The organism is Mycolicibacterium novocastrense, assembly GCF_001499835.1.
Taxonomy (GTDB): Bacteria; Actinomycetota; Actinomycetes; order Mycobacteriales; family Mycobacteriaceae; genus Mycobacterium; species Mycobacterium novocastrense.
This window is the reverse complement of record NZ_LQIH01000012.1, coordinates 17,465-43,705: the sequence shown is the minus strand read 5'-3', so window position 1 is coordinate 43,705 and position 26,241 is coordinate 17,465. Positions and strand designations below refer to the sequence as shown.

Annotated in this window: 29 protein-coding genes; 17 read left to right on the top strand and 12 right to left on the bottom strand. The window is 68.1% G+C overall.

Translation table 11 applies throughout. From position 1 onward, the window contains the following. Window positions 1-143: 143 nt before the first annotated feature. The 3 genes from AU072_RS10545 to AU072_RS10535 form a co-directional block, all read right to left on the bottom strand. A complete protein-coding gene (locus AU072_RS10545; protein ID WP_064413739.1) occupies window positions 144-1,235 on the bottom strand; it encodes an acyl-CoA dehydrogenase family protein in 1,092 nt (363 codons plus the stop codon). A gap of 7 nt (window positions 1,236-1,242) precedes the next feature. Further along, window positions 1,243-2,415: an acyl-CoA dehydrogenase family protein gene (locus tag AU072_RS10540; RefSeq protein ID WP_064413738.1), complete on the bottom strand. Its 1,173-nt coding sequence runs from the start codon at window positions 2,413-2,415 to the stop codon at window positions 1,243-1,245. A 94-nt stretch (window positions 2,416-2,509) separates the two neighbouring features. Next, complete coding sequence (locus tag AU072_RS10535; protein ID WP_064413737.1) at window positions 2,510-3,229, bottom strand: NUDIX hydrolase; 720 nt, start codon at window positions 3,227-3,229, stop codon at window positions 2,510-2,512. Between the two features lie 83 nt (window positions 3,230-3,312). Here AU072_RS10535 and AU072_RS10530 point away from each other — a divergent pair, with 83 nt between their 5' ends. Genes AU072_RS10530 through AU072_RS10515 form a run of 4 tightly spaced genes read left to right on the top strand, consistent with a single transcriptional unit; the run spans window position 3,313 to window position 6,216 of the window. Further along, window positions 3,313-3,561 (top strand): hypothetical protein, encoded by a 249-nt coding sequence (locus AU072_RS10530; RefSeq protein ID WP_064401961.1) that lies wholly within the window; start codon window positions 3,313-3,315, stop codon window positions 3,559-3,561. Window positions 3,562-3,574: 13 nt separating this feature from the next. Continuing rightward, complete coding sequence (locus tag AU072_RS10525) at window positions 3,575-4,819, top strand: cupin domain-containing protein (RefSeq protein ID WP_064414006.1); 1,245 nt, start codon at window positions 3,575-3,577, stop codon at window positions 4,817-4,819. After that, entirely contained in the window at window positions 4,816-5,718 is a 903-nt protein-coding gene (locus AU072_RS10520; protein WP_064413736.1) for a ferredoxin family protein, read from the top strand. Before AU072_RS10525 ends, AU072_RS10520 begins: the two co-directional genes overlap by 4 nt. Window positions 5,719-5,730: 12 nt before the next feature. Further along, window positions 5,731-6,216 (top strand): DinB family protein, encoded by a 486-nt coding sequence (locus tag AU072_RS10515; protein ID WP_064413735.1) that lies wholly within the window; start codon window positions 5,731-5,733, stop codon window positions 6,214-6,216. A gap of 3 nt (window positions 6,217-6,219) precedes the next feature. On the opposite strand, the gene AU072_RS10510 is transcribed toward AU072_RS10515, so the two are convergent. Together AU072_RS10510 and AU072_RS10505 are read right to left on the bottom strand one after the other, a co-directional pair. After that, on the bottom strand, window positions 6,220-7,077 hold the full coding sequence (locus AU072_RS10510) for an acyl-CoA thioesterase (protein WP_064413734.1): 858 nt from the start codon (window positions 7,075-7,077) through the stop codon (window positions 6,220-6,222). Window positions 7,078-7,105: 28 nt separating this feature from the next. Continuing rightward, window positions 7,106-8,170, bottom strand: a complete 1,065-nt coding sequence (locus AU072_RS10505; protein WP_064413733.1) for a threonine aldolase family protein — start codon at window positions 8,168-8,170, stop codon at window positions 7,106-7,108. Window positions 8,171-8,265: 95 nt separating this feature from the next. Between AU072_RS10505 and AU072_RS10500 the strand changes: the two genes are divergently transcribed. Both AU072_RS10500 and AU072_RS10495 read left to right on the top strand, forming a co-directional pair. Then, a complete protein-coding gene (locus AU072_RS10500; RefSeq protein WP_064413732.1) occupies window positions 8,266-8,748 on the top strand; it encodes a MarR family winged helix-turn-helix transcriptional regulator in 483 nt (160 codons plus the stop codon). Further along, entirely contained in the window at window positions 8,745-9,995 is a 1,251-nt protein-coding gene (locus tag AU072_RS10495) for an MFS transporter (RefSeq protein WP_064413731.1), read from the top strand. Before AU072_RS10500 ends, AU072_RS10495 begins: the two co-directional genes overlap by 4 nt. Window positions 9,996-10,007: 12 nt before the next feature. On the opposite strand, the gene AU072_RS10490 is transcribed toward AU072_RS10495, so the two are convergent. The 3 genes from AU072_RS10490 to AU072_RS10480 all read right to left on the bottom strand — a co-directional run bounded on the left by AU072_RS10490 (window position 10,008) and on the right by AU072_RS10480 (window position 13,982). Then, entirely contained in the window at window positions 10,008-10,847 is an 840-nt protein-coding gene (locus AU072_RS10490; RefSeq protein WP_064413730.1) for an SDR family oxidoreductase, read from the bottom strand. Window positions 10,848-10,901: 54 nt separating this feature from the next. Then, window positions 10,902-12,260, bottom strand: coding sequence for a WS/DGAT/MGAT family O-acyltransferase (locus tag AU072_RS10485; RefSeq protein WP_064413729.1), 1,359 nt, complete (start codon window positions 12,258-12,260; stop codon window positions 10,902-10,904). Window positions 12,261-12,404: 144 nt separating this feature from the next. Next, window positions 12,405-13,982 (bottom strand): FMN-binding glutamate synthase family protein, encoded by a 1,578-nt coding sequence (locus tag AU072_RS10480; protein ID WP_064413728.1) that lies wholly within the window; start codon window positions 13,980-13,982, stop codon window positions 12,405-12,407. Window positions 13,983-14,086: 104 nt separating this feature from the next. Between AU072_RS10480 and AU072_RS10475 the strand changes: the two genes are divergently transcribed. Next, window positions 14,087-14,818 (top strand): ZIP family metal transporter, encoded by a 732-nt coding sequence (locus AU072_RS10475; RefSeq protein ID WP_064414005.1) that lies wholly within the window; start codon window positions 14,087-14,089, stop codon window positions 14,816-14,818. Window positions 14,819-14,827: 9 nt separating this feature from the next. Here AU072_RS10475 and AU072_RS10470 read toward each other — a convergent pair whose 3' ends face one another. Then, window positions 14,828-15,430: a TetR family transcriptional regulator gene (locus AU072_RS10470; RefSeq protein ID WP_064413727.1), complete on the bottom strand. Its 603-nt coding sequence runs from the start codon at window positions 15,428-15,430 to the stop codon at window positions 14,828-14,830. A gap of 229 nt (window positions 15,431-15,659) precedes the next feature. On the opposite strand from AU072_RS10470, the gene AU072_RS10465 reads away from it, so the two are divergent. The 7 genes from AU072_RS10465 to AU072_RS10435 all read left to right on the top strand — a co-directional run bounded on the left by AU072_RS10465 (window position 15,660) and on the right by AU072_RS10435 (window position 21,128). Beyond that, complete coding sequence (locus AU072_RS10465; RefSeq protein WP_064414004.1) at window positions 15,660-16,403, top strand: hypothetical protein; 744 nt, start codon at window positions 15,660-15,662, stop codon at window positions 16,401-16,403. After that, the gene (locus AU072_RS10460) at window positions 16,400-17,164 is read left to right on the top strand and encodes a hypothetical protein (RefSeq protein ID WP_064413726.1); all 765 of its coding nucleotides are present in this window, start codon (window positions 16,400-16,402) and stop codon (window positions 17,162-17,164) included. The genes AU072_RS10465 and AU072_RS10460 overlap by 4 nt, the downstream gene beginning before the upstream one ends. A gap of 95 nt (window positions 17,165-17,259) precedes the next feature. Further along, window positions 17,260-17,778 (top strand): cytochrome c oxidase subunit 3, encoded by a 519-nt coding sequence (locus AU072_RS10455; RefSeq protein ID WP_082680833.1) that lies wholly within the window; start codon window positions 17,260-17,262, stop codon window positions 17,776-17,778. Window positions 17,779-17,828: 50 nt separating this feature from the next. Then, the gene (locus tag AU072_RS10450) at window positions 17,829-18,080 is read left to right on the top strand and encodes a cytochrome C oxidase subunit IV family protein (RefSeq protein ID WP_064414002.1); all 252 of its coding nucleotides are present in this window, start codon (window positions 17,829-17,831) and stop codon (window positions 18,078-18,080) included. A gap of 32 nt (window positions 18,081-18,112) precedes the next feature. Then, on the top strand, window positions 18,113-18,952 hold the full coding sequence (locus AU072_RS10445; RefSeq protein ID WP_407937595.1) for a class I SAM-dependent methyltransferase: 840 nt from the start codon (window positions 18,113-18,115) through the stop codon (window positions 18,950-18,952). Between the two features lie 187 nt (window positions 18,953-19,139). Beyond that, window positions 19,140-19,604 carry a hypothetical protein gene (locus tag AU072_RS10440; RefSeq protein WP_064413725.1) on the top strand — a complete coding sequence of 155 codons (465 nt, stop codon included), beginning with the start codon at window positions 19,140-19,142 and terminating at the stop codon, window positions 19,602-19,604. A 54-nt stretch (window positions 19,605-19,658) separates the two neighbouring features. Continuing rightward, entirely contained in the window at window positions 19,659-21,128 is a 1,470-nt protein-coding gene (locus AU072_RS10435; RefSeq protein ID WP_064413724.1) for an amidase, read from the top strand. On the opposite strand, the gene AU072_RS10430 is transcribed toward AU072_RS10435, so the two are convergent. Both AU072_RS10430 and AU072_RS10425 read right to left on the bottom strand, forming a co-directional pair. Continuing rightward, the gene (locus AU072_RS10430; protein ID WP_082680832.1) at window positions 21,125-22,273 is read right to left on the bottom strand and encodes an RNA polymerase sigma factor; all 1,149 of its coding nucleotides are present in this window, start codon (window positions 22,271-22,273) and stop codon (window positions 21,125-21,127) included. The genes AU072_RS10435 and AU072_RS10430 overlap by 4 nt on opposite strands. A gap of 11 nt (window positions 22,274-22,284) precedes the next feature. After that, window positions 22,285-22,692, bottom strand: a complete 408-nt coding sequence (locus AU072_RS10425) for a YciI family protein (RefSeq protein WP_064413722.1) — start codon at window positions 22,690-22,692, stop codon at window positions 22,285-22,287. A gap of 122 nt (window positions 22,693-22,814) precedes the next feature. Between AU072_RS10425 and AU072_RS10420 the strand changes: the two genes are divergently transcribed. Beyond that, on the top strand, window positions 22,815-23,588 hold the full coding sequence (locus tag AU072_RS10420) for an enoyl-CoA hydratase/isomerase family protein (RefSeq protein WP_064413721.1): 774 nt from the start codon (window positions 22,815-22,817) through the stop codon (window positions 23,586-23,588). 3 nt (window positions 23,589-23,591) lie between these two features. On the opposite strand, the gene AU072_RS10415 is transcribed toward AU072_RS10420, so the two are convergent. Continuing rightward, on the bottom strand, window positions 23,592-24,407 hold the full coding sequence (locus AU072_RS10415) for a formate/nitrite transporter family protein (RefSeq protein WP_064413720.1): 816 nt from the start codon (window positions 24,405-24,407) through the stop codon (window positions 23,592-23,594). A 193-nt stretch (window positions 24,408-24,600) separates the two neighbouring features. Here AU072_RS10415 and AU072_RS10410 point away from each other — a divergent pair, with 193 nt between their 5' ends. Then, the gene (locus AU072_RS10410) at window positions 24,601-25,029 is read left to right on the top strand and encodes a hypothetical protein (RefSeq protein ID WP_235629873.1); all 429 of its coding nucleotides are present in this window, start codon (window positions 24,601-24,603) and stop codon (window positions 25,027-25,029) included. Window positions 25,030-25,145: 116 nt separating this feature from the next. Continuing rightward, complete coding sequence (locus AU072_RS10405) at window positions 25,146-26,240, top strand: acyl-CoA dehydrogenase family protein (RefSeq protein WP_064413719.1); 1,095 nt, start codon at window positions 25,146-25,148, stop codon at window positions 26,238-26,240. Window position 26,241 lies beyond the last annotated feature (1 nt).

The following is a 26,241-nucleotide window of genomic DNA, read 5'->3' as shown; positions in this document are numbered from 1 at the left end:
GCACACCCTTCGCTGCCGAGCATCCGCGGCGATGCGCGGGCCCACCCATCATGCCCTCAGCCCGACAAGCCGCCGGGCCGAGCACTCAGCTTTGTACAGCTACGCGGCCGGAAACCGGACAAGGGTGCGCGCTCACGCAGGACCTACAGCGACACCGTTCCGTAGTCGCCGACGTGTCCGATGAGCGTGCGGAGTTGGTCGTCGGTGGTGCCGAACGTGTTGTCAATGGCGGTGAGCCGCGCCGCGTAGTGGCCGACGGGATACTCCGCGGTCATCCCGATGCCGCCGTGCAATTGAATCGCCTCCTGCGCGATGTGCCGTCCGGACCGTCCGATCTGGAACTTGGCTCGCGCGGCGATCAGCGGGTCGAACCTGCCGTCGGCGATCGACATCGCGGCGTAGAAGTTCATGCTGCGCGCGAGTTCGAGCGAGACGTACATGTCGGCCGCGCGCTGCGTCAGGGTCTGGAACTTGCTCAGCGGGACCCCGAATTGCTTTCGGCTGGTGAGGTATTCGGTAGTGAGCCGCAGCGCCTCCTCCATCGCTCCGACCGCCTCCGCGCACAGCGCCGACTGAGAACGGATGACCGTGCGGGTGACGTGTTCGGTCGCATCTCCGCCGCCGCCGAGGGGTTCGGCCGGTGTGGAGTCGAGGTCGATTTGGGCACCACCGCGGCCGTCGAACGTCCGATACGGCGCCCGGTTCACCGCCGCACCGTCGACGACGAACAGCCCCACCCCACCGCCGGGCAGCGCCGCGGTGACGACGATGGTGTCGGCGGTGTCACCGGCCAGCACGGGATTCTTGCGACCGGTGAGCGTCCAGGCATCGCCGCTTCGTTCGGCGCGCGTGGTCGGTTCGGCGGCCGGAAGCCGCGACCCGGGCTCCGCGTGGGCGAAGGCCAGCAGGGTCTCACCGGCCGCCACGGCGTCGAGGATCTCCTTCTGCTGGTCGCTGCCCACCTCGGCGATCAGGACGCCGGGGATCAACGCGGCCTGGGCGACCGGTTCGGGCGCGAGCCGTCTGCCGATCTCGGTCAACACCACCATTGCCTCGATCTGGCCGGCCTCGTCGGGATCGAATCCGAGCCCGAGGATGCCGACTTCGGCCAATTGGCCCCAGACCTCACGGCTCCAGCTGGGGTCCCCTTCGGTCCGGACGCTCTCGCGGCCCGCCAGCACGTCGCGGGTGACGTCACGCAGTAGTTGCTGTTCCTCGGTCAGGTCGAAGTCCACGGCAGGCTCACAATCCCAGGATGGTCGAAGCGATGATGGTGCGTTGAACCTCGTTGGTACCGCCGTAGATCGACGTCTTCCGATAGTTCAGGTAGCGGGGCGCGGCGTCCTGCGCCCAGGTCGGCACGTCGAGGTCGCCGGCGTCGAACGGTAACGCCTCCGGCCCGGCCACCTCGACGAACAACTCGGTTGCGGCCTGCTGCAGCTGGCTGCCGCGCAGTTTGAGGATCGACGACGCGGGGTTCGGCTTGCCGTCGGCCTCCGATCCGCTGACCCGCATCTGCGTGAGCTCCAGCGCGAGCAGTCCGGTCTCGATCTCGGCGACCCGCGCGGCGAACAACGGGTCCTCGAGCAGCGGTGTGCCGTTGACCTCGAGCTTGGCGGCGTGTTCCTTCACCTGTGACATCCACAGTTTCGTCAGCCCGATGCGGGCGATGCCGGTGCGCTCGTTGCCGAGCAGGAACTTGGCGTAGGTCCAGCCCTGGTTCTCCTCGCCGACGAGTTGATCGGCGGGAATTCTCACGTCCTCGAAGAAGACCTCGTTGACCTCGTAGCTGCCGTCGATCAGCTCGATCGGACGCAGCGTGATGCCCGGGGTCGACATCTCGGCCAACAGGAAGGAGATACCGGCCTGCCGCTTGGGCGCGTTGGGGTCCGTGCGCGCCAGCAGGAAGATCCAGTCGGCGTACTGACCGAGCGTCGTCCACGTCTTCTGGCCGTTGACGACGTAGGTGTCCCCGTCGCGGACGGCCGTGGTCCGCAGCGACGCGAGGTCCGAGCCGGCCTCCGGTTCGGAGAAGCCCTGACACCACCAGATGTCGATGTTGGCCGTCGGCGGCAGGAAGCGTTCCTTCATGGCCTGCGAGCCGAATTGGGCGATCACCGGGCCGACCATCTTGGTGTTGAATGCCAGCGGTTCGGGCACGCCGGCCAGCTGCATCTCGTCCAGCCAGATCTGGCGCTGCAGCGGCGTCCATTCCTTGCCGCCCCACTCGACCGGCCAGTTCGGCACGGCCAGCCCGTTGGCGTGAAGAATCCGCTGGCTGGTGACCATGTCCTCGGGAAACTTCGAGTGCCCGGTCTTGCCCCGCTCGCGGATGTCCTCGGGGATCTCGGAGGTGTAGAACCGTCGCAGCTCCTCGCGGAATGCCGCGTCCTCGTCACTCAACGCCAGTTTCACGGTCTACCCCGTTCCTTTCGTGCGGTTGCCGGCCGGATACCCGCCTTCGGCCCCGCTTGCCCATCAATGTCGCTTCATCCGCATTGTGCTCGTTCTACTTCCAGGCGAAGACCGGTTGCTCGAGTTCGTCGACCGGATCGTGCCGGCCCTCCAATCCCAGCCAGCGCAGCTGCAGGAGCACCGCTCCGGTCGGAGCGTGGATCAGGTCGTTGCCCAGCGGGACCTGCACCACCGGCCGTGGGCTCTCGGGGATCTCGATGAACCGCGGGGAGTCGGGGCGCTGCAGCTGATGCAGCCCGACCCGGTACACCGCGACGACCTCGTCGGGCGCCGGGCGCGGCGCGAGCCGTCCCCCGCCCCAGATCACCACCGGGGTGATGACGTATCCCGACCGCGTCGGGTAGTCGTCGAGCAGACCCAGCACCGTCGAATCCGGCAGCCTGACGCCGACCTCCTCGTCCAGCTCGCGCAACGCCGCGTCGACCACCGTCTCGCCCGGGTCCAGCCGGCCACCGGGCAGCGCCCACTGCGCGGCGTGTGAGGTCAGCCGGGATGCCCTGCGACACAGGAAGAAAGCAGCGCCCCCGGAGACGTCGACCATGCGGCCGTCCAGACCGGCGTCGGGCATCCCTCGCCCGTCGTTCCAGCCGTCGACGTCGACCGGGTCGACCCTGTCCTCGCCGACCTCGGAATCGACGAGCACGACGGCGACCGCGGCGTGCCTTTTCGTCGGGTCGCTCACGGCGCGACGTTCGTGTCCCGACAGGTTCGCTTGGATCCGCTCGCGCAGCGACTCGTCGTAGGAGATCGTCACCGCTCGACCATAGTTTCGCGGTGTTTCGTCGGCACAGTCCGGGGCAACTCCCTGGGGACCACAGCCCAACGGAAGGGATCGACATGGCACTCGACGATGACGACATCACCACCTCGGGCGCAGGCGGCGAGGGTACCGCCGACGGCGGCTCCAACCCCGAAGGCCACGACGGCGGCGCCGACGGCACAGCCGGTGGTGAAGGCCCCGCTGACGGCGGCTCCAACCCCGAAGGCCACGACGGCGGCGCCGACGGGACCGCCGGTGGTGAAGGCCCGGCCGACGGCGGCTCCAATCCCGAAGGCCACGACGGGGGCGCCGACGGGACCGCGTGATCCTCACCCAATGATGCTTGGGCGCTGCGCTGCGGTTGACGCCCGGCGGTTCGCCGACGAGTACTGGGGCCGTCAACCGTTGCTCACCCGGGCCGAGGCGTTACCCCGCGACTTCAGCGATCTGCTGTCGCCCGAGGCGGTCGACGAACTGATCGCCGAGCGCGGGGTGCGCGCACCGTTCATCCGGCTGGCCAAAGAGGGCGACGTCCTGCCCAAGGACTGCTATCTCGGGCCCGCCGGCTTCGGCGCGGAGATCGGCGACCAGATCGACTCGGCCAAGCTGCTGAGCCAGTTCGCCTCGGGCGCAACGATAGTGCTGCAGGGCCTGCACCGGCTGTGGCCTCCGCTGATCGATTTCGTCCGGCAGGCGGTCGACGATCTCGGTCATCCGGTGCAGGCCAACGCGTACATCACCCCGCCGGTCAACCGAGGTTTCGATCCGCATTACGACGTGCACGACGTCTTTGTTCTGCAGGTCTCGGGTCAGAAGCGCTGGATCGTGCACGAGCCGGTGTTCGAGCACCCGCTGCCGTCGCAGCCGTGGACGGGCCACCGCGCTGCCATCGAGAGACGAGTCGCCGAGGACGCACCGATCATCGACACGGTGCTCGAGGAGGGCGACGCCCTCTATCTGCCGCGCGGCTGGGTGCATTCGGCTCAGGCGATGGAGATGACGTCGATCCATCTCACCATCGGGACCTCCCCGGTGACGGCGGTCGACGTGGCGCGCGCCGTCGTCGACCAGTTGGCCGCCGACGCGACCTTCCGTGAGTCACTGCCCATGGGTGTCGCCGATGCCGATGAGACGATGGCGACGGTGTCGAAGGTCATGGCGGAAATGGTCGGCTCGGTGCGCGACGATGCGGCGACTCTGGGCGCGGGCGCTGCCGCGCACTTGTCACGGCGTCACGCCGACCGGACCCGTCCGGTGGCCGTGCGGCCGCTGGCCTCTCTCGCGGCGGCCGATCGGGCCGGGGAGACGATGGTGCGGTGGCGACATGGGCTGAGCGCGACCGTCGACCGGTCCGGTGACCGGATCGTGTTGCGCCTGCCCGATCGGACCATCACGTTTCCGAAGATGTGCGCCGAGGCCGTTCGGGCCGTGCATCAGGGCAACACCGTGGATGCCGCGAACATGCCCGGCCTGGACGCCGCCGATGCGGCGGTCCTCATCCGGCGGTTGCTGCGGGAGGGCGTCCTCGTTCCGGTGAACAGCGCCGTTCCCGTGCAACGGAACTCTCCGGCAGATGCCGGATGACCGCCGCCAAGAGAATCCCGTGCAGCGACCAATCGCTGGCCCGCGACGACCCGATGTACGGCACCGCATCGGCGGGTTCGTCGTGGTTGCTGCTGGAGTTGAACGGCGCCTGGGGACCGTCGGCGTTTCTGCAGTCGCCCAACTGCATTGACCCGCAACTCGGCCGTGCGATCGTGCGGCGGGTGGAGAAGGCGGGAATGCGCATCACCGCGATTCGCAAGCACGGTCGCCGACCCGATACGCCGCGATGGCGCTGGTATGTGGCGCACTGCGGGGTCGGGGACGAGGCGCTTCACCACGGTGAGGTCGACGACCCCCGAGATTTTCTCGAGCTCTCGTTGGACGGCAGTGACGGCAGCGTGACGACCGATCCGGTGATCGCGATCTGCTCGCACGGCAAACACGACCAATGTTGCGCGGTGCGCGGCCGCAGCGCGTGCCGCGCGATCGCCGCCGAGTATCCGGAATTCACCTGGGAGTGTTCGCATCTCGGTGGTGACCGGTTCGCGGCCACCATGCTCATCCTGCCTGAAGGCCTGTGCTACGGCCGGGTCGACTCCGCCGACGCCGCGGGGCTGGTACGCCTGTACCTCGAGGGGCGGTTGGACAACCGGTTCCTGCGCGGACGCACATCGCTACCGCACGCCGTGCAGGCCGCCCAGTATTTTGCCCGCGAGCGCTACGGCGACGATCGTATCGATGCGCTGCACCCTCTGCACGTCGAACGCGGTGAACACCGGATCCAGGTCCTGCTCGACGGTGAAGCCGGGCCCATCGAGGTGATCCTGCACGAGGAGTTGTCCGAACCCCTTCTGTCGCAATGTCATGCGAAGGTCGCCGGCCAGGTTCGCGTCTTCACGCTCGGTTCGCTGGGCGAGACCGCACACCAGCCGGGATGAGATAGTTCGACGGTGTCGCAACGACGTCGAGATCATCGGCCACCCTCCACCGGTTCGACCGAGAAGGAGGTACTGGTCGGGTTTCTCGATTATCTGCGGACCTGTGTCGTAGACAAGGTGCGAGGTGCACCCGAACCCGCGGCGCGCGCCGCGGGTGTGCCCTCCGGCACCAACCTGCTCGGGTTGCTCAAACACCTTGCGTACGTGGAGCGCTACACGTTCCTCGGTGAGGATGTCGATGACTGGTCGGCGACCTTTCACGCCGGACCGGCCGAAACCGTCGACGGTCTGGTCGACGCATACCGGACTGCCGTCACCCGGGCCAACGCCGTCATCGCCGCTTGTGAGGACCTGGAGTCGCGCGCACCACGACCGGCCAAGGGCGGCTCCGGGCCCTCGATGCGGTGGGCGCTGGTGCACATGATCGAGGAGACCGGTCGGCACGCGGGCCACATGGACATCCTGCGTGAACAGATCGACGGGGCGACCGGGCGCTGACGTTCAGGCGGCCGCCCGGCCGAAATACAGTTCCTGGGTGGCCAGGCAGACGAGCTGTCCCGCCCGGTTGTACATCGTCGAGGTGCTCAGCCCGCGCCCGGCGATACCGCTCGGCGAAAACTGGTCCGACAGCACCCAATCCGACATGTCGACCGGCCGGTGAAACCAGAGCGCGTGGTCGATCAGCGCGTTGAACGTCCCGATCGGGGTGGCGCCGCGCATGGCCAGCGCCGTTTCGACCATGGTGGTGCCTGACAGATAGGCCAGCAGGCAGCTGTGCAGCACCTCGTCGTCGGCTACCGGCTCACCGGGCCGCCACCACATCCGCATCCGCGGCGACGGCTCGCCGAGCTCGAGCGCCAGGCGCGGCGGCGCGTCGACGTAGCGCAGGTCGAAGGGCTGTGGCCGCACCCAGAAGCCGTTGTGTTCGTCGGCGAAGTCCGCCAGTTGCTCCTGCACCGGCGGGAGCGAATCCGGTTGTGGCACATCGGGTATCGGCTGTTGGTAGTCGAGTGAATCGACGGGCGCGCTCAGCGACACCAGCGCCTCGAGCAGGATCTGGTCGTCCTGGCGGGCGGTGACCTGGCGGGTCGACAGCGTTCCGCCGTCGCGGGCGACGTCCACGTGGAGGTCGACCGGATAGCGGGCATCGCCTGCGCGGACGTAGTAGACGTGAGCACTGTGTGGGGTGCGGCCGGGGGCCGTCCTGCTGGCCGCCATCAGGGCTTGGCCGGCGATGTGTCCGCCCACGATGTGGTGTGCCGGGTTGTCGAGTTGCGTCGCGACGAAGTGGCGGTCGCCCCGTCGGTCCACCTCGAGCGTGGCGACGATCTCGGCGAGGGTCGGAACGCGATAAGTCACCCCGGCATCATGCCAGTGCGGTTCGGCGTCACAGCTCGGCGACGATCACCGCCACGAACTCGTCGACGTCGGCCTCGGTGGTGTCCCACGCCGTCATCCAGCGCACCTCGCCGCGCGACCGGTCCCAGTCGTAGAACCGCACCCGCCGGCGGATGCGGTCGGCCGCGTCGGTCGGCAGCGTCGCGAAGATCGCGTTCGCCGGACTGTCCTGGGTGAACGCGAGCCCATTCAGCCGTCCCTCGGCCATGTTGGCCTCGAGCGCCGAGCGCAGCCGCGCCGTCATCGCATTGGCGTGCGCGGCGCTGCGCAGGCCGAGGTCGTTCTCGAAAAGCGTCAGCAGCTGGACCGAGGCGAAGCGCATCTTGCTCGCCAGCTGCATCGTCAGCTTCCGCAGATACCGCAGGCCATTCGCGCGGGCCGCGTCGAGCACGACGACGGCCTCGGCGCCGAGCAACCCGTTCTTCGTCCCGCCCAAGCTGAGGATGTCGACACCCGCGTCCGCGGTGAACGCCCGAAACGGCACGCCCAGCGCGGCCGCCGCGTTCCACAGCCGCGCGCCGTCCATGTGCACCGCCATTCCGTTGGCATGGGCGAAGTCGGCCACCGCTCGCACCTCGGCCGGGGTGTACACGGTGCCCATCTCGGTCGTCTGGGTGATGCTCACGGCGAGCGGCTGGGCCCGGTGCTCGTCACCGAATCCCCACGCTTCGCGGGCGACGAGTTCCGGGGTCAGCTTGCCGTCCGGTGTGGGCACGGTCAGCAGCTTGATCCCGGTCATGCGCTCGGGCGCGCCGGCTTCGTCGGTGTGGATGTGGGCGGTCGACGCGGTGACGACGGCACCCCAGCGCGGCAGAACGCTGGTCAGCGCAACCACATTCGCGCCGGTGCCGTTGAAGACCGGATAGACCTCGGCGCCGGCGCCGAAGTGTTCGCCGATCACCTCCTGCAACCGCGCGGTATAGGCGTCCTGCCCATATGCGGGTTGGTGACCGCCGTTGGCGGCGGCGAGCGCGGCGAGCACCTCTGGAAGGACGCCGGCATTGTTGTCGCTGGCGAAACCCCGCCGGTCGGGATCGTGCAGACGAAACGTCACGCCTCATCCTTTCACCGTCCCGGTGCGGCTCCGACACGCGAGGAGCGGCCCCACTCGGTCTGACGCCCATCGACGATTTCCCGCCGAATATATGTATGTGCTATGCATACTTAGTGCCACCGTCCCGATACGACCAACTCGACGAACTGCTGACCCGCATCGCGGTCGCGCGGCAGCGGCCGGGCTGGCGGGATCGCCTTCTCGTCGGCGCAGGCCCCGTGACCAGCGCCTCGACCCTGCGGGTGCTGCGCGCGGTCGAGCAGTGCCAGCAGCTTTCCGGCGGCGCCTCCATTCGCGACGTCGCCGATTTCCTTGCCGTCGACCACTCGACCGCGAGCCGGTCGGTGGCCGCGGTCGTTTCCGCCGGCCTGGTGACGAAGACCTTCGCCGCCGACGATCAGCGCCGCTGCATGCTCGTGCTGACCGAATCCGGTCACCAGGCGTCGCAGACGGTGACCGATCGACGGCGCGAGTTGGTCGCCGAGATGATCGAGGACTGGCCCGACACCAGCGTCGACACCCTGGTCGATCTTCTCGACCGGTTGGCCGAACGGTTCGAACGGGCGTCGGCCCGATGACCGCCGAAGCCACCGCCCCACCGCAGGCCCGCGGTGCGTTCGGGTTGATCTTCGACCCGGTGTTCGGCGCTCTGTTCTGGGGCAAGATCTTCTCGGTCGTGGCCGTGTGGACGCACGGCATCGTCGCCGCGATCGTGATGTACGACGCGACGCGATCGGCCCTCATGGTGGGTTTGGTCGGCGTGGTCCAGTTCGCACCGCAGTTGATCCTGAGTCCCATCAGCGGCAAATGGGCCGACACCGGGGACCCGGCGCGACAGATCCTGCTCGGCCGCGTGTTGTGTGTGGCGGGCTCCGGCTTCACCGCGGTGTGGTTGCTGGCCGATCCCGCCGGACACGACATCTCCGATGCCATTCCCGTGCTCCTGGGCACCTTGCTGGTCGGCTTCGGATTCGTGGTGGGGGGACCGGCGATGCAGTCGATCGTGCCGAACCTCATCCGCGACGGTGAACTGTCGACGGCGATGGCGCTCAACAGCTTTCCGATGACCGTCGGACGCATCGTCGGGCCCGCCGCGGGCGCGTACATCGCCGCGCACCTCGGTGCCGGTGCGGCGTTCGGAGTCAGTGCCGGACTGCATCTCGTGTTCGCGCTGTCCCTTCTCGCGGTGCGATTCCCCGCACCGCCGACCCGGCACGCCGACACCGACTACCGCGTGCGCGTGGCGCTCCGATACGTCTGGCGGGATCGCCCGCTGTTCCTGGCGCTGCTCGCAGTGACCACCGTCGGGCTGGCATCCGACTCGTCGATCACCCTGACCCCGTCGATGGCCGACGAACTGGGTGGCGGCGCCAGTTTGGTCGGGACGCTGTCCGCCGTGTTCGGTGTCGGCGCGGCGGTCGGGATGGCGACGCTGGCGCTCATGCGGGGCCGGATGGCGTCACAGAACGTGTCTGCATTCGGTATGGCCGGGCTCGGCGCGGGTTGCGCATCGCTGGCCGTGGCGCCGACCCCCGCGCTCGCGCTGGCCGGGTTCGCGCTCGCCGGGCTGGGGTTCGGCTGGGCCATGACCGGGCTCAGCACCCTCGTTCAGGAACGGGCACCCGAGGTACTGCGCGGCCGGATCATGGCGCTGTGGCTCGTCGGCTTCCTGGGTTCACGGCCTATCGCCGCGGCGCTGCTCGGCGGCGCGGCCGACCTGTTCAACGTGCAGGTCGCTTTCGGGGTGGCGGCGGTGTTCTGCCTGACCGCCGCGCTGTGGAGTCGTCCCGCCAAACTGGTGGGCCCGCTACCGTCGCACATCTGAACCAACTGCGCCTCAGGCGCTTTCGGCCGCCTTACGCGCCCGCTCCGTCATCGAGGCGACCACTCCGCCGTCGTTCAGGATGTCGGTGCCGGTGAGGTAGCTCGCCTTGGAACTGACGCAGAACGCGAACAGCTCGGCCATCTCCTGCGGTGTGCCCCATCGCGGGACGGCGGCGTCCGCGACCATCGCGCCGGCACCTGCCTGCTCCTCCAGCCTGCCCATCTCGGTGTCGACGGATCCCGGTGAGACCGAGACGATGCGCAGGCCCTTGCCGTTGAACCGTTCGGCCTGAGACGAGCTGTACCACCGGACGAAGCTCTTGCTGATCGCATACGCGATGCCCGAGCGCGCCTCCGGCCCGGCGATGTCGCATGCGGCCAGCATGTCCTCCATGAACGCGTCCTGAGCGACCATCGCTTGCGCGAACTTGCCTTTGGGGATCATCTCGTCGGGCAGCATGTGCGCGGCCATCGACGCGACGTTCACGATCGCCGCGCCCTCGGAGGCCGCCTCGAAGAACGCCTCATTGACGTTGACCGTGCCGATCGCGTTGGTGCGCATCACATATTCGGCGTCACCCATGCTGGGGCTCACGCCGGCGGTGTGGACCACCGAGGCGATGGTTCCGAGCCCGGTCGCCGTCTCGAACAGCCGGTCGACCGCCGCCCGGTCGGTGACATCACAGTGCACGGCGGTGGCCGCGATCCCCGCGTCGGCCAACTCCGCGGCCGCGGTGTCGAGCCGGTCCTTCCTGACGTCGCACAGGACCAGGGCATGGTCTTGTCCGAGGATGCGGGCGGTCGCCTGACCCATCCCACCGGCACCGCCCGTGATGATCGACACTCGACTCATAGCGGGAACGGTATACCGAAAGCGCGACGGGATGCCCGACGGGTGGCGCGCTCGCTAGACGCCGACCGCGCGCTCCAGATCCTTCAGCGACGTCTCGAGGTGGCCGAGCAGCCGCTGAAGCGACGGCACGCTTCGCCGGTCGCCGACCAATCCGAAGTCGAGGTTGTCGGCATTGTTGGCCAATGTGATGTTGAGCGCCTGCCCGTCGAGCGGAATCGAGAACGGGTAGTTGCCGTCGAGTCGCGCGCCGTTGAAGTACATCGGCTGCCTCGCGCCCGGAACGTTGGAGATCACGATGTTGAACGGCGGTGGCGAGGTGGAGACGAAGCCCGGCAGCAAGCCGAGCGCCAGCCCGCCCACCAACACCGCCGACACCGCCAGCTGCTGAACCCGCGGCAGCTCGGAGAAGACCCTCTTGTTGTCGCGCATCGACGTGGCGATCACGTCGAGCCGTTGCACGGGATCCCCGAGATCGGTGGCGAGATTGCACAGGACCGCACCCACCAGGTTCCCGCCGCCCTCGGCGTCCTTCTCGGTGCGCAGGTTCACCGGGACCATCGCAACCAGCGGCGCGTCCGGCAACGCGTTCTCCTCCGCCAGATACTCCCGCAATGCCCCCGCGCACATGGCCAACACGACGTCATTGACGGTCACGCCCGCAGCGCTTTTGACCTTCTGGATGCGCTCCAACGCCCACGACTGGGCCGCGACCCGTCGCGCCCCGCCGATGCGCACATTGAACATGGTCTTCGGCGCGCGAAACGGAAGGGTGAGCTCTTGCTCGATGAGGGCGGCCCGCGCCAGCGACAACGTGGTCGGTGCGAGACCGGCGACAGAGCTCGCGGCCTCGCTCACCGTCCGCAGCAGTGACGGACCGGATTTCGAGCCCGACCGGCGGCGCGGCGGCAGGCTCCACAGCGCCTGAACGGATGTGTCGGTGGGGTCGGTCGTCAGCGACCGCTGCATCAGCTTCATCGCCGATACGCCGTCGATCAGCGAATGGTGGAACTTCGTGTAGATCGCGAAACGTCCGTCGGCCAGTCCCTCGATCAGGTGGGCCTCCCACAACGGGCGATGGCGGTCGAGCAGCGTGCCGTGCAGTCTCGAGACCAGCTCCAGTAGCTCACGCACCCGGCCGGGCGCCGGGAGCGCCGATCGGCGCAGATGGTATTCGAGATCGATGTCCTTGTCGGAGGACCACACCAGGTTGGTGAGCCCGCCGAAGAACGCCGGATGTTTGCGGAAGGTCGGCTGCACGTCGGTCTGCTGCACCAGGGTGTCGTAGAGCTCGTGCAGGAAGTCGGGTCCGGCCCCCTCCGGTGGCACGTACAGCGTCAGACCGCCGACATGCATTGGGTGTTCCCGGGATTCGCCGAGCAGAAAGATCAGGTCCGTCGGTGATATCGGTTGCATGCGGGCCTCCGGCTTCGATGCTCGAGAACGCTCGAGACTTGTCTGTACATCCCCCGCGCGCTCGTAGCACAAACGTGCGTTGCGGCCGCGCAACGCCGAGGGGCACCGCTCCCAGCCTTGCACTCACGGTGCGACCGCGCGAGGTCATCCGACGGCGGACGACGAAGGCGGCGCGGAGTGCCCCTGCGGCTCGACGTCCGTCATCAACCGGACGATCTCCTTGCGGTCGGCCTCCGACGGCAGACCCATGTCCGGCGTGTAGCCGTACACCTCGTGCAGCGGTGTGGAATCGGTGCGGGTGTCGAGGATGTCGACATCTTCGGTGCTGATCAGTCCGGGATGTTCGACGCCGCACGCCTCGGCCACCTTGACCAGGTCGCGGCGCAGCGTCTTGACGTAGTTGGCGACCCGCTCGGCCTTGACGTCAGGCACCAGGCCGCGCGCCAACCATGCGTTCTGGGTGGCGACTCCCGTCGGACAGGTGTCGGTGTGGCACTTCAGCGCCTGGATGCACCCGATGGCGAGCATCGCCTCGCGCGCGACATAGACCAGGTCGCAGCCGAGCGCGAAGCCGACGATGGCGTTGTCCGGCAGTCCGAGCTTGCCTGCGCCGATGAAGACGACATCGTCGTGCAGACCCCGCTCGGCGAAGATCCGGTACGTGCGCGCGAAGCCGAGTTGAAAGGGCAGCGACACGGTGTCGGTGAAGATCAGCGGCGCCGCGCCGGTGCCACCCTCGCCGCCGTCGATGGAGATGAAGTCGACGCCGCGGCCCGTGTCGCGCATGAGATCGGCCAGATCGCACCAGAACTCGAGATCACCGACGGCCGACTTGATGCCCACCGGCAGGCCCGTCTCGGCGGCAAGCAACTCCACCCAGTCCAGAAGGCTGTCGACGTCGGAGAATTCGGCGTGCCGCGACGGGCTCACGCAGTCGCGGCCCTCGGGGATCCCGCGCGCGGCCGCGATCTCGGCGGAGACCTTCGGTGCCGGCAGCAGCCCTCCCAGCGTCGGCTTGGCGCCCTGGCTGAGCTTGATCTCCAGTGCCCGCACCGGCGCGCCCGCCACGACGTCCTTGAGCTTGGCCAGATCGAAGCGACCGTCGGCGTCCCGGCACCCGAAATAGGCGGTGCCGATCTGGAAGATCAACTCCCCGCCGTGGCGGTGGTAGCGCGAGATGCCGCCCTCACCGGTGTTGTGCAGACAGTCGGCCAGTGCCGCCCCCCTGTTGAGCGCCTCGATCGCGTTGGCCGACAGCGATCCGAAACTCATCGCGGAGATGTTGACCACCGAGTTCGGCCGGAACGCGCCCGGCCGGCCACGCGCCGCCCCGATCACCTTGGCGCACGGCACCTGTATCTCGCGGCTGGTTCCCGGCGACGACGGCGGGACGGCCCTGGCGAACGTGCGATGTTTGATCACCGGATAGCCGGCCGTGTACTCCAGGTCGTTGTCCGTGCCGAAGCCGAAATAGTTGTTCTGTTTCTTGGCCGACGCGTACACCCACCGTCGCTGGTCCCGGGTGAAGGGCCGTTCCTCGTCGTTGGCCGCGATGATGTACTGCCGCAACTCCGGTCCGATGGCTTCGAGTAAGTACCTCGCATGCCCGACGACGGGAAAGTTTCGCAGGAGTGCGTGCCTGCGCTGGAACAGATCACGCGCGGCCACGGCACCCAATGTCGAGGCGGCCGCGGCGGCGAGACCACGTACGGTCCGGCCCATGGCGTCAGGGTTTCCGCCCAGCCGCGGGCCGAAACCCGGCCCGTCGTTACGCGCCGCCAGGTCGCGCTGGTTTGAAGATCGGCATGCCGGGGCATCAAGGCGCCGTGCTGACCGCAGTGTGGTTCGGCCTGGCCGCATCCAGCGCCCTCGTCATCGGCTCGCTGGTGGGAGCGAAATGGAACCCGCCGAAGCGGGTGACCGGTGTTCTGCTCGCCTTCGCGAGCGGGGCGCTGATCTCGGCGCTGGCTTTCGAGCTGTTCGAGGACGCGTATCACATGGGCGGTGCGGTGCGCTCAGGTCTCGGCCTGCTCGCCGGCGCCGCCACGTTCGTCGCCGTCGACACCGCGTTGGACAAATACATCAGCGGGAAGTCCGGGCCCGACACCCGGGAGGTCGCCACCTCCGGAGCGAGCGGAGGGGTCGGTTTCGCCTTGTTGGCCGCGGTGACGCTGGACGGTGTGCCCGAGAACCTCGCGCTCGGTGTCTCGCTCGTGGGCGGTGTCTCACTGTCGCTGCTGGTGGCGATCTTCTTCTCGAACCTGCCCGAGTCCCTGGTCGGCGCGGTCGCGATGCGCGAGTCGGGAACCAGCGCCCGCGCCGTCATTCTGACGTGGTCGCTGTGCGCGTTGTTGCTGGCCGTCGCCGTCGTGCTGGGCCGGTCGGTCGCTTCCGGGCTCGACGACACCCTGCTGGCGGTCGCGTTGTCCTTCGCCGGCGGCGCGGTGCTGGCCTCCCTCGCCGACACGCTCATGCCCGAGGCCTTCGAACACGGCCGGCCACTCAACGCGTTCGCCACCGCCGGTGGGTTCTTCCTGTCGTTCGTGCTCGCCGGCTGATGGCGCCCCTCACTGGGCGCGCAACCCGTACATGTACGTGGTGAGGTATTCGTCGATGACCGGACGGCGGATCTTCGGAGCCTCGGGCATCGTGATGAGCAGCGCGTAGAGGCCGACCAGGAACGAGATCCCGTTCAGCGTCACATCGACGTCGCCGGGAATCTCGCCGCGTTCCTGCGCCCGGCGCAGCTCCTCGACGACGGCGACGATGACCGGGTGTACGGTCCACTCTTCGGAGGGGGCTCGAGTCGTGGAGAAGTGCAGGGCGAGAAAGTCTTTGAACAAGCGTGGCCCGAGCCTGCGTTCGAGCGCCTCGAGGGCGGTGACCGCCTTCGCCAGCGTAGCCCGCACATCGTGAGGCCGTCGGTAGTACCGCGTCAGCTCCGCGGCCATGCGCTCCTGTTCGCGTAGTTCCAGCTCGAGTAGGACGTGTTCCTTGGTCGGGAAGTGGAAGAAAAAGGTGCCGTGCGCGACGCCGGCGGCCGAGACGATGGCACCGATGTCGGCCGCCGCGATACCCCCGCGCTTGAACTCGGCGATCGCCGCGCCGAGCAGGCGCTCACGCGTCTGCAGCCCCTTCCTACCGCGCTCGGTCTTCTCGATTTTGGGCAATGATGTCCGTTCCGTCCTCGGGGGCTCCGCTTGCGGAGACTCTACGCGTCCCCCACATATAACTGACTCAAATCAGGTTTGGGGTTCCCATTCGGGTCGCGAACCGATACGGTCCTGCAGGAACACTGGCTGAATGCCAATGCTTTTGGTGGTCAGCTCGAGGTGGGAAGCGGTTCACTCCGCTCCATCCGAGCTACACAGAATTGACTCTCGTCAAATGGAGGGTGCGGTGCAGATCCTGGAAGAGGTGCAGGACCTGCCGAAGGCGGGCAACATCAGGGCACAGTGGGTGAGCCTGTGGACCGGGCCGGCGGTCGGGGTGGTGCTGTTGGCCGCACTGCTGGCGTTCCCCGGTTTCTGGCCGCCACTGTCACCGTTGCTGTCGGCCGACCAGGTGGCGGCGTTCTACGCCGACAACACGGCGTGGATCCGATTCAGTCAGGTGACGTTCAACCTGTGCGGGATCATGATCCTGCCGTTCTTCATGGTGATCGTCGTCCAGATGAAACGGATGAAGACGCAGAGCCACGTCTTCGCCTACTGCTATCTCACCGCGATCGTCAGCGGCGCAACGATTTTCGCGTTGTCGAACATCTTCTTCCTGGTCGCGGCGTTCCGGCCCGACCGTAACCCCGACGTCGTGCTGGTGCTCAACGATCTGGCGTGGATCGTGTTCATCGCCCCGGTCGGCATGGTCGTCACGCAGTTCGTGCTGCTGGCCGTGGCGGTCTACTTCGACGACGGGCCCGACCCGGTCTTCCCGCGCTGGGTCGGGCATTACTCGCTGGCGACCGGCGTGGCGATGGTGCCCGCGGCCGGTGCGGCCGTCTTCCACACGGGCCCGCTGGCCTGGGACGGGCTGCTGTCCTTCTGGGTGCGCAACGGGGCGTTCGCGTTGTTCGTCGTCGTGATGTTCTTCGTGCTGCGGCGTGCGGTGCTCAAACAGGCGCACGACGAAGGCGTCACGCGGTGACCACGCTGCTCACGCGCCGGTTCACCCGGGAATCCGACGAGCCACCCGGCGGGAAACCCGATGTGCGACTGGTCTGCTGGTTCTTCCCCGCCTGGTATGCGGTTTTCGGCGTCATCATCTGCGTACTGGCCAGGGTGACGCCGCCGCCGCGTCCTGACGTCACCGCCGCCGACAAGGTCGCGTTCTTCGCCGAGAACGGGCTGACGATTCGCGTCGGCTTCTGCGTGTTGCTGATCCTGCTCGGCGGGGCAGCCGTCACCAACGGTTTGGTGGCGTACTTCATCCTGCGCATGTCGGTCGGCTCCGTGTTCGCCTACGGCTACATCGGCGGCATGGGGGTCGGGGCACTGCCGGGGTTCCTTCTCGTCGCGGTCTGCTTTCTGACCGCCACCTTCCGGGTCGACCGCGACCCCGAACTCGTCAGCATGCTCTACGACCTCGGGATGCTGTCCTACAACGGCTCGCTGGGGTGTTTCTCGGCGGCCTATCTGGTGTTCGCGCTGGCGATCCTCTACGACAAACACGACATCTTCCCGAAATGGTTTGCCTACGTGACGATCTGGCAGATCGTCACCGAGGTCATCGCCACCCAGATGTTCGTGGCCTATTCGGGTCCGTTCGCCTGGAACGGTTCACTCGCGTTCTGGTGGTCGGTCGTGGTGTTCAGTCTCTGGCTGGGCGCGCTGATCGTCCTGCTCAAACGGGCCACCAACCGCGAGCCGATCGATGCTCCGGCCCTGGACCCAAGGATTGCGCTGTGACACAGTCTGATTCACGGGAACTACCGACTCACGCCGGTGCCGCGCCGGTGTCCACCACGAACCCATCGGCCGGTCATCTCCCCGGCGACATCCACATGTGGGTGATGGTGCTCGGTGACCTGATCATCTTCGCGGGATACTTCGTCATCTTCATGGTCTACCGGGCCATGAACCCCGCCGAGTTCCTCGCCGCCCAGCAGCACCTCGACATCAACATCGGGGTTCTCAACACCGTGATCCTGTTGACCAGTTCGTGGTTCATCGCCCGGAGCGTGCTGGCCGCCCGGGGCGGCTCCCACGTCCGAGCGATCAGGTTCGTCTACGCGGGCGGCTTCTGCGGACTGCTGTTCATCGGGTTCAAGGGCTACGAATGGGCCAGCAAGATCTCGGCGGGCCACACCAACTCCGAGATGTTCTACTCCTTCTACTACGTGCTGACCGGGGTGCACCTGGTGCACGTGCTGATCGGCCTGATCGTGCTCGGGGTCATCGTGCGCGAACTGAACAACCCCGGCAGGCGCAGGACATCGATGGTCGAGTCGGGCGCCGTCTACTGGCACATGGTCGACCTCCTCTGGGTGATCATCTTCGGACTGCTCTACGTGATGAGGTGACAGTGACCAGCACATCGCAGACTCGACGGCAGGGCACCGCGACCCGGACCATGGCGTGGACCTGGGTCGTCCTCACCGCGATCACGGTCGGCGCATGGTGGCTGGCGCCGGCCCACTTCACCGACACCGTCCATGCGAGCACGTCGATCACCGCGCTGGTTCTGGCACTGACCTTCGTCAAGGCGCGGTTGATCATTCGCAACTTCATGGAGGTGAACACCGGCCCACGCTGGCTCAAACGGTCCACCGACGCCTGGCTGGGCGTGCTACTGGTGACGGTGTTCGTGATCTACCTGGTCTGACATCGAGCTCGTCGGCACCGGGTACGTTCGGTGTGGTGGATGACGCAGACGACCGGAAAGCCGGCGACATCGCTCTCACCGGGGTGTCGGAGACCGCGCTGCTGACGCTGAACGGCAGGGCGCATCAGGCCCGTCACCCGAATGCGATCATCGATGACCCGATGGCGATCCGCCTGGTCGACGCGATCGACTTCGACTTCGACAAGTTCGGCCGCAAAGGCCAGGAGATGGGCTTGCGCTCGCTGGCGTTCGACCGGGCGGCCGGCCGCTACCTGTCCGAGCATCCGCGCGCCACCGTCGTCGCGCTGGCCGAGGGGCTGCAAACCAGCTTCTGGCGCCTGAACACCCTCCTGCCTCATGCCGAATTCCGTTGGCTGACGGTCGATTTACCGCCGGTCATCGACCTGCGCGAGCGACTGCTGCCCGCATCGCCGCGGATCACCACTCTGGCCCAGTCGGCGCTGGACTATTCGTGGATGGAGAAGGTCGACGACAGCAACGGCGTCTTCATCACCGCGGAGGGGCTGCTGATGTATCTGCAGCCCGACGAGGCCATGGGGCTGATCGCCGCGTGCGCGGCTCGCTTCCCCGGCGGCCAGATGGTCTTCGACCTTCCGCCGGTCCTGGTCAAGAAGCTCGCACCCAAGGGGATGCGGTCGTCGCGCCGATACCGCGTGCCGCCGATGCCTTTCAGCCTGTCCGCGGCGCAGTTGGCCGCACTCCCCGACACCATCCCCGGGATCCGCGCCGTGCACGACCTCCCCATGCCGTCGGGGCGGGGCTGGTTCTTCGAGAAGGCCTTTCCCGCGTTCTGGCGGTTCAAGCCGACGCGCAACTTGCGCGGTGCATACACCTTGCTCGAGTTCGGCTGACCCCGATCGCACCCCGGCCAACGCGCTCTTGACCTGGAAAACCGGCTCTGAGCTGCGGTTACGCACACCTCCGACGTGATTGAATCGTTACCGAGGTTTGTCACTTTCGTCACTCGGGTAACTTTGATAACAGACCGGTCACACGGCCGGCGCCCACACCGAAGAAAGAGACGAATGGGAATTCGCCATGAACACCGTCCTGTACTTCAGCACCAACGGCCCCGTTTATGAAACCCGCGCGTACACCACCGCGGATATCGACCAGCTCGTAGAGGATCAGGGCCTGCAGTGCCTGACCAGCGCCGACCGGCAGTTCGACTTCTGGTTCAGCCCGTCGACGCAGCGCTGCCAGCGGCGCCCCAACCGAAAGGCCACCGAGCTGCTGCTGGCGACCAGCACGTTCACTGCCAAGACGGTTCCCCTGCTGCGGGGATGCGTCGTCGTCGCCACCCATGACGAGGACGGCGAGCTCGACGGGCTCAGCTGGCAGCAACTCGATCTCCTGGTCAGCCGCAGGCGCGCGCTGACCAAGCGCGAGGAGCGAGCGCTGCACAGGCGAATCGCGCGCGATGAGCGTAAGCAGCAACCGATGGTCCCGAGTCTGGCGCCTGTCGCCGTCGGCTGCGCCAGGCCGCGCTCGGCCGTGCACTGACCCGTCGGCCGAGCAGGCGCCCACCGTCGCGGCGGCGCCACGTACGGTCGAACGGTGAACTTCGAGGAATACCGCCATCACGACGCCACCGGGTTGGCACAGCTCGTCGCCGACAAAGAGGTGACCGCCGCCGAATTGCTGGACCTGGCGAGAAACCGTGCCGCCGCGGTCAACCCGCGGATCAACGCGATCGTCCGTGACGTCCCGGCCTCGCCGACGGATGCGGCGGAGGGCCCGTTCTCGGGCGTTCCGTTCCTGATCAAGGACCTCGCCCAGGACTACGCGGGGTTGCCGACGTCGCGGGGATCGCGCGCCCTGATGTCGACTCCGGTGGCCGAACACTCGGAGATCGTCCGGCGGTGGCAAGACGCCGGCTTGGTCATTTTCGGTAAGACCAACACCCCCGAGTTCGGGGCCAAGGGGATCACCGAACCCGACGCGTGGGGCCCGGCGCGCAATCCGTGGGACCTGACCCGGACGCCGGGCGGCTCGTCGGGTGGGTCGGCCGCCGCGGTCGCGGCCGGGATCGTGCCGTGCGCGGGGGCGAACGACGGCGGCGGTTCGATCCGCATACCCGCGGCATGCTGTGGACTCGTCGGGCTCAAACCGGGCCGCGGGCTGACCCCGTCGGGACCCGCGACCGGTGAATCCATGCACGGTGCGGCCGTGCAGGGCGTGGTGTCACGCACCGTCCGGGACACGGCGGCGATGCTCGACGTCGTTCGCGGTGGCGAACCATGGGGTCCGTACGTGCCCGGCATGCCGTCCTCGACATTCGCGTCCTGTGTGGGGGCCGATCCCGGCGCCCTACGTATCGGTGTGCGAGTGCCGTCGGCGATCAATCCGTCACCGCATCCCGAGGCCGCGGCCGCCGTCGAGGCGACCGTACGGACGCTGACCGAACTCGGCCACCACGTCGACGAACTTCCGCGTGCCCCCTTCGACGACGCGGCCCTGGCGCGCGACTTTTTGCTCACGTGGTTCGTCTACACCGCGTGGGAACTCGATGAAGCCAAACGCATCTCGGGCGCCGGGGACGACGCGTTCGAACGCGACACGCTCATCCTTGCCGCGCTCGGCCGGGCCACGAGTGGCGTCGACTACGTGGACGCCGTGCAGCGGCGCCACGAGCACACGCGCAGGCTCACCACGTTCTTCGAGTCGTACGACCTGCTGTTGACGCCCGCGCTGGCGACACCGCCGCCGACCATCGGCGAGTTCGACCTGCCGGTCGTGCTGCAGCGCGCCGCGGATGTGCTGATCAAGACGCGCACGGTAAAAGTGTTGCGCTACACCAAAATCGTCGACGACATGGTGGACAAGAACCTCGGTTGGGTGCCCTACACCCAGCTCGCCAATCTGACCGGACGCCCGGCGATTTCGTTGCCGCTGCACTGGACCGCGGGCGGGCTGCCGCTGGGCGTTCAGTTCGTCGCACCGCTGGCGGGCGAGTCGCTGCTGATCCGACTGGCCGCCCAGTTGGAGCAGGCGATGCCCTGGTCCGATCGCGTGGCCCCGGTCTAGAGACCCGACATCCGCTGACGCAGCTTCGCGGCCTGCAAGGTCAGATGGTTGCGCTCGGCCAGGTTTTGCGCTTTGTCCGCAGCCTCCACGTAAAGCGCTGCGGCCGTGGCGAGGTCCCCGGCTCGCTCGGTGAGGTAAGCGGTCGCGGCGGTGTAGCGCGGCAGGGCCGGATCGAGTTCGGACAGTGCCGCCAATCCCGCTTGCGCCCCGTCGGCCTCGCCGACCGCGACGGCGCGATTGAGTCGCACCACCGGGCTGTCGGTCAGGCGGACCAACTCGTCGTACCACTCCACGATCTGCACCCAGTCGGTCTCGCCGGCGCTCTGCGCGTCGGCGTGCAGTGCGGCGATCGCGGCCTGCGCCTGGTACTCCCCCAACCGGTCCCTGGCCAACGCGGTCTGCAGGACGGTGACGCCCTCGGTGATCAGGTCGCGCCGCCACAGCCGCCGGTCCTGTTCGGCGAGCGGTACGAGGCTGCCGTCGGCGCGGGTGCGCGCCGGGCGCCGCGCATGGTGCAGCAGGAACAGGGCGAGCAGGCCCGCAACCTCGGGATCGTCGGTGGCCGAGGCGAGTTGGCGGGCGAGCCGGATCGCCTCGGCGGCCAGGTCGACCTCGCCGGTGTAGCCCTCGTTGAACACCAGGTACAGCACGCGAAGGACGGTGTGAAGATCGCCGGGACGGTCTAAGCGGACGTCGCTCACGGTGCGTTTGGCCCGGCTGATCCGTTGCGCCATCGTCGATTCCGGTACGAGGTAGGCGGCGGCGATCTGGCGGGTCGTGAGGCCGCCCACGGCCCGCAGCGTCAGCGCGACGGCCGACGCCGAGGTGAGGCTGGGATGCGCGCACAGGAAATACAGCTGCAGCGTGTCGTCGACGGGCGCGGCCGGGCCCGGGGCCGGTTCGTCGGCGGCCTGCTGCTCGCGCCGGTGCCGGGCGACGTCGGAGCGGGTGAGGTCGAGGAACCGGCGCCAAGCGGTGGTGATCAGCCAACCTTTCGGGTCCTCCGGGTGCCGGTCATCCCAGGTGTCGAGCGCGCGCAGCAGGGCCTCCTGGACCGCGTCCTCTGCGGTCGCGAAGTCCGCACCGCGGCGGACGAGGGTCGCCAGGACCGCGGGAATCAGGTCCCGCAGCGCCGCCTCGTCCACCGCGCCGGACTTCACTCGGTGACCGTCGGCGGGGTGGTCAGGAACGGCCGGACCTCGAGCCATTCGTGGATCGGCCGCCCGCCCGCACCCGGGGCCGCCGACAGTTCTCCGGCCAACTCGACGGCGCGTTCGTAGGAATCGACGTCGATCACCATCCAGCCGGCGACCAGATCCTTGGTTTCGGGGAAGGGGCCGTCGACCACGGGCGGCTTACCTTCTCCGTCGGAGCGCACCCAGGCGCCCTCCGGCGCCAGGGCCGCATGGGTGACGAATTCGCCGGTGGTCTGAAGGCGCGCCGCGAAGTCGTTCATGTACTTGATGTGCGCCTCGATCTCCTCGGGTGTCCACCGGTCCATCGGCACGTCGTTGACGCTGGCCGGCGCGCCTCGGTAGTGCTTGAGCAGCAGATACTTGGCCATGGTTGTTCCTTTTGTCGTTCGGGTCGCGACCCTAGTTGGTCGCTCACCCCTAGGACGGAGCCATCGCGGAATTCTCGACATCGTCAGACATCGGCGCGATGTCACCTGGCTAGGGTGCAGCCATGAGCCTCGTCACCTACGAGTTGGACGATCACATCGCCACCATCACCCTCAACCGGCCCGAAGCGCGCAACGCGATCAACGGCGCGGTGCGCCGCGACCTGAACGCGGCCTGGGAGCGGTTCCGCGATGACGAGGACGCGTGGGTGGGGATCCTCACCGCCAACGGCGACGTCTTCTGCGCCGGCGGCGACCTCAAGGACGGCGAGGGCTCGGTCGGCACCTTCGGGGGCACGTTCTGGGAGAAGCCGACGATCAACTCGTTCGAGAGCGGCATGGAACTGTTCAAGCCGACGATCGCGGCGGTCAACGGCCCGTGCATCGGCTACGGTTTGACCGGCGTCCTGTTCTGCGACTTCGTGATCGCCTCCACCGCAGCCACTTTCGCGTTCCCGGAGGTCACCATCGGCGTGCCCACGATCGTCGGCGCGATCCGGTTGCCCGAACGCGTCCGGTGGGCCGATGCGATGGAACTGCTGTTGACCGGCAAACCGATCGACGCCGAACGCGCCAAGGAGATCGGCTTGGTGTGGCGTCTGGTCGAACCCGGTGACCTGCGAGCCGAGGCGCGGTCCTGGGCGCGCACCCTCACCGAGGCGGCGCCGCTGGCGCAGCGCGCCACCAAGGAGGTGGCCTGGCGCACGGCCAACATGGGCTGGATCGAATCGGTGCGGTTCGGCGAGACGATGCGCAAGGTGGCCGCCGCGACCGACGACGTGCGCGAGGGCATCACAGCGTGGCAGGAGAAGCGCGCACCGCGATGGCGCGGCCGCTGAGGTTCACGACTCCTCCGCCTCCTGTCGCTCATCTTGGAGACGGTCCTTGCTGCGCAGCAGACGTAGCAGGGTCACGAGCAGCAGACCGCCCACCACGTTGCCGACGACCGTGTAGCCGAACCACGTCGCCCAATCGCCGTACCCGAACGGCGCACCGGCGATGAGCGCACCGAAGATCAGCAGCGAGTCCAGAATCGAATGGAACATCTGCAGGCCGGCAAGCAGGAAACCGCCGGCGACCGCGGCGGCGATCTTGCCGAACGTCGACTCGGTCCCGTGCTGCATGCGCGTCATCAACGTGATGACCATGCCGCCGAGCAGCGACAGCGTCACCGTCTCCGCCGACAGCGGGGCGGTGGCGAAGTGGGTGGCCGACTCGATGGTCTGCGCATGCAATTTCGGGTAGGCCGTCATGATCAGCCACATGATCGCCCAGCCCCCAACGAGATTGGCGATAAGCGTCCCGCTCCAGAGCTTCAGCAGCTGCCCGACGCTGGCGCGTTTGGCCACGACCGTGGTGACCGGCACCAGGAACCCCTCGGTGAACAGCTCGCTGCGGCCGAGCAGCAGCGCGAGGAACCCGATCGAGAACGCGATACCGGCGAGCAGGTGGTTGTGCGTGGCGGCCAACACCGACAGGTAGGCGAGTACGCCGACCGCGACCTCGGTGCCGCCGAAGAAGCCGGTGACCAGAACTTCGCGCCAGGTCCGGTGCAGACGCTGGGTGCCCTCGTCGACCATCCGCGCGAAGGCGCCCTCCAACTCGTCCTCGATGGGGCTGTCGGTATCGCCCAGTTGACGCTTACGCGTATCGCTCATGTGCGGCCCTTCCCGATTCGATGACGGTCAGGGGTACCCGCCCACCGCCGCGCCGAAGCACCCCGGCCCGTGCTCACGGCGTTGTGGGACGGCGACAACCGGCTGCGTCGGGGTTGTCGGGCACCGGCAAGCCCAAGGCGGCGATCAGGCTCACCATGGGATGAAAGAGGCAAAAGCGCGAGAGGAGAGCACGGTGTACCGCCCGGGTGGCAACGATCAACCCCAGACCACCGCTCGGTCGGGTGACGACCAGGGATGGGCCACCTTCACCCTCCGCGTGCCCCGGTGGCCGGCGCTGATGCGTCTGCGGGGGCGCGAACCCCTGGTCCGCTCCGTGGATCGGATCGAGGCCCTGATCATGACCGTGGTCGTCGCCTTGTCACTGTTCGCCGTGCCTATCGCCGGCGCCGTCGGCACCGCACTGTTCGACTCCAAGCGCGGGGCTCCCCACGCGGCGATGGAAGCCGTCACGGCCGGCGCACTCGTCCTGCTCGCCGCCCTCGGGACGGCGGCGGCCGTCGTCCTGATCACCCGCGCGGTATGTAACCGCGTCCGCTCCGCCCGGTGGCAGCGGGGCCTCGACAGCCTGATCGACGGCCGGGGCCAGGCTCATATGCAGTAGCGACCCGGCCGCCTCTCGGATGTCCCAATCGGAAACCCCCCGGTGTCGCGATTCGTGATTTACACCCCGCCGCCGGGGCCCAACCATGGTTCCAACTGGCTGGAGAGGCGGTTGGGATGACGATCAGCGTGACCGAGCGCGCACAACTGCGGTCGGCGGTCCGCGAGTTGCTGGGTGACAGGTGCACCGAGGACGACGTGCGCAGGGTGATGACCTCGGACGACGGCTTCGACCGCGACCTGTGGCGCCGGCTCGCCGAGCAGGGCCTGCTCGGCATGCTCGTCGACGACGAGCTCGGCGGTCTGGGCTTCGGCGCACTCGAGCTCGAGGCCGTCGCGGAGGAGACGGGTGCGGCCCTTCTGCCCGCACCGTTCATCTCCAGCGCGGTGTTGACGGTGACGCTCGTCTCAGCGGCGGGCTCCGACGAGGACAAGCGCCGACTCCTGCCGGGGCTGGCCGACGGCACGGCCATCGGCACCGTCGCGATCACCGGACCGTCCGGCTCCTGGACGGCGCAGGGCGTCGACGTCGAGGCCGCCGCCGACGGCTCCCTCACCGGCGCCGCACACTACGTCACCTGGGGTCAGGTGGCCGATGTCGTGCTCGTGGTCGCGCGCACCACCGACGGTGTCGGTGTCTTCGAGGTGGCGCCGGACGCCGAGGGTCTCACCCGCACCGCGGTGACCGTTTTCGACCCGACCGTGCGGTTGTCGACATTCACCTTCGCGGGCACACCCGCGCGGCGGCTCGGCACCGCCGGATGGGACGCCGTACAGGAGGCCCTGGACCACGCCGTGATCGCCTCGGCCGGTGAGCAGGTGGGCGGTTCGCGCCGGCTCTTCGATATGACCGTCGACTACCTCAAGACCCGCGTCCAGTTCGGTCGCCAGATCGGCAGCTTCCAGGCGCTCAAACACATGGCCGCCGACCTGCTGATCGAGGTCGAGAACGCGACATCGGCCGCCCAGCACGCGGCCGCCGAGAAGGCCGCACGCAGTGAAAGTGCCGACGGGGCGGTCGCATTGGCCGGTTTCGCCTGCGCCGAGGCCTACGAGACGATCGCCATGAACGCGATCCAGATGCACGGCGGTATCGGTTTCACCTGGGAGCACCCCGCCCACCTGTTTCTGCGCAGAGCGCGCACCGGCCTGCAGTTGTTCGGCGGCCCGCGCCTGCATCGCGAGCGCTACCTCGTCTCGAAAGGTGCCTGAC

Excerpts from the sequence above, each read along its gene's own strand:
- AU072_RS10440 (WP_064413725.1), top strand. The coding sequence starts at position 19,140 with ATGAACACCGTCCTGTACTTCAGCACCAACGGCCCCGTTTATGAAACC.
- AU072_RS10420 (WP_064413721.1), top strand. The coding sequence starts at position 22,815 with ATGAGCCTCGTCACCTACGAGTTGGACGATCACATCGCCACCATCACC.
- AU072_RS10490 (WP_064413730.1), bottom strand. The coding sequence starts at position 10,847 with ATGAGTCGAGTGTCGATCATCACGGGCGGTGCCGGTGGGATGGGTCAG.
- AU072_RS10450 (WP_064414002.1), top strand. The coding sequence starts at position 17,829 with ATGGCGTGGACCTGGGTCGTCCTCACCGCGATCACGGTCGGCGCATGG.
- AU072_RS10480 (WP_064413728.1), bottom strand. The coding sequence starts at position 13,982 with ATGGGCCGGACCGTACGTGGTCTCGCCGCCGCGGCCGCCTCGACATTG.
- AU072_RS10425 (WP_064413722.1), bottom strand. The coding sequence starts at position 22,692 with ATGGCCAAGTATCTGCTGCTCAAGCACTACCGAGGCGCGCCGGCCAGC.
- AU072_RS10485 (WP_064413729.1), bottom strand. The coding sequence starts at position 12,260 with ATGCAACCGATATCACCGACGGACCTGATCTTTCTGCTCGGCGAATCC.
- AU072_RS10455 (WP_082680833.1), top strand. The coding sequence starts at position 17,260 with ATGTGGGTGATGGTGCTCGGTGACCTGATCATCTTCGCGGGATACTTC.
- AU072_RS10500 (WP_064413732.1), top strand. The coding sequence starts at position 8,266 with ATGTGCTATGCATACTTAGTGCCACCGTCCCGATACGACCAACTCGAC.
- AU072_RS10405 (WP_064413719.1), top strand. The coding sequence starts at position 25,146 with ATGACGATCAGCGTGACCGAGCGCGCACAACTGCGGTCGGCGGTCCGC.
- AU072_RS10530 (WP_064401961.1), top strand. The coding sequence starts at position 3,313 with ATGGCACTCGACGATGACGACATCACCACCTCGGGCGCAGGCGGCGAG.
- AU072_RS10520 (WP_064413736.1), top strand. The coding sequence starts at position 4,816 with ATGACCGCCGCCAAGAGAATCCCGTGCAGCGACCAATCGCTGGCCCGC.
- AU072_RS10525 (WP_064414006.1), top strand. The coding sequence starts at position 3,575 with ATGCTTGGGCGCTGCGCTGCGGTTGACGCCCGGCGGTTCGCCGACGAG.
- AU072_RS10495 (WP_064413731.1), top strand. The coding sequence starts at position 8,745 with ATGACCGCCGAAGCCACCGCCCCACCGCAGGCCCGCGGTGCGTTCGGG.
- AU072_RS10415 (WP_064413720.1), bottom strand. The coding sequence starts at position 24,407 with ATGAGCGATACGCGTAAGCGTCAACTGGGCGATACCGACAGCCCCATC.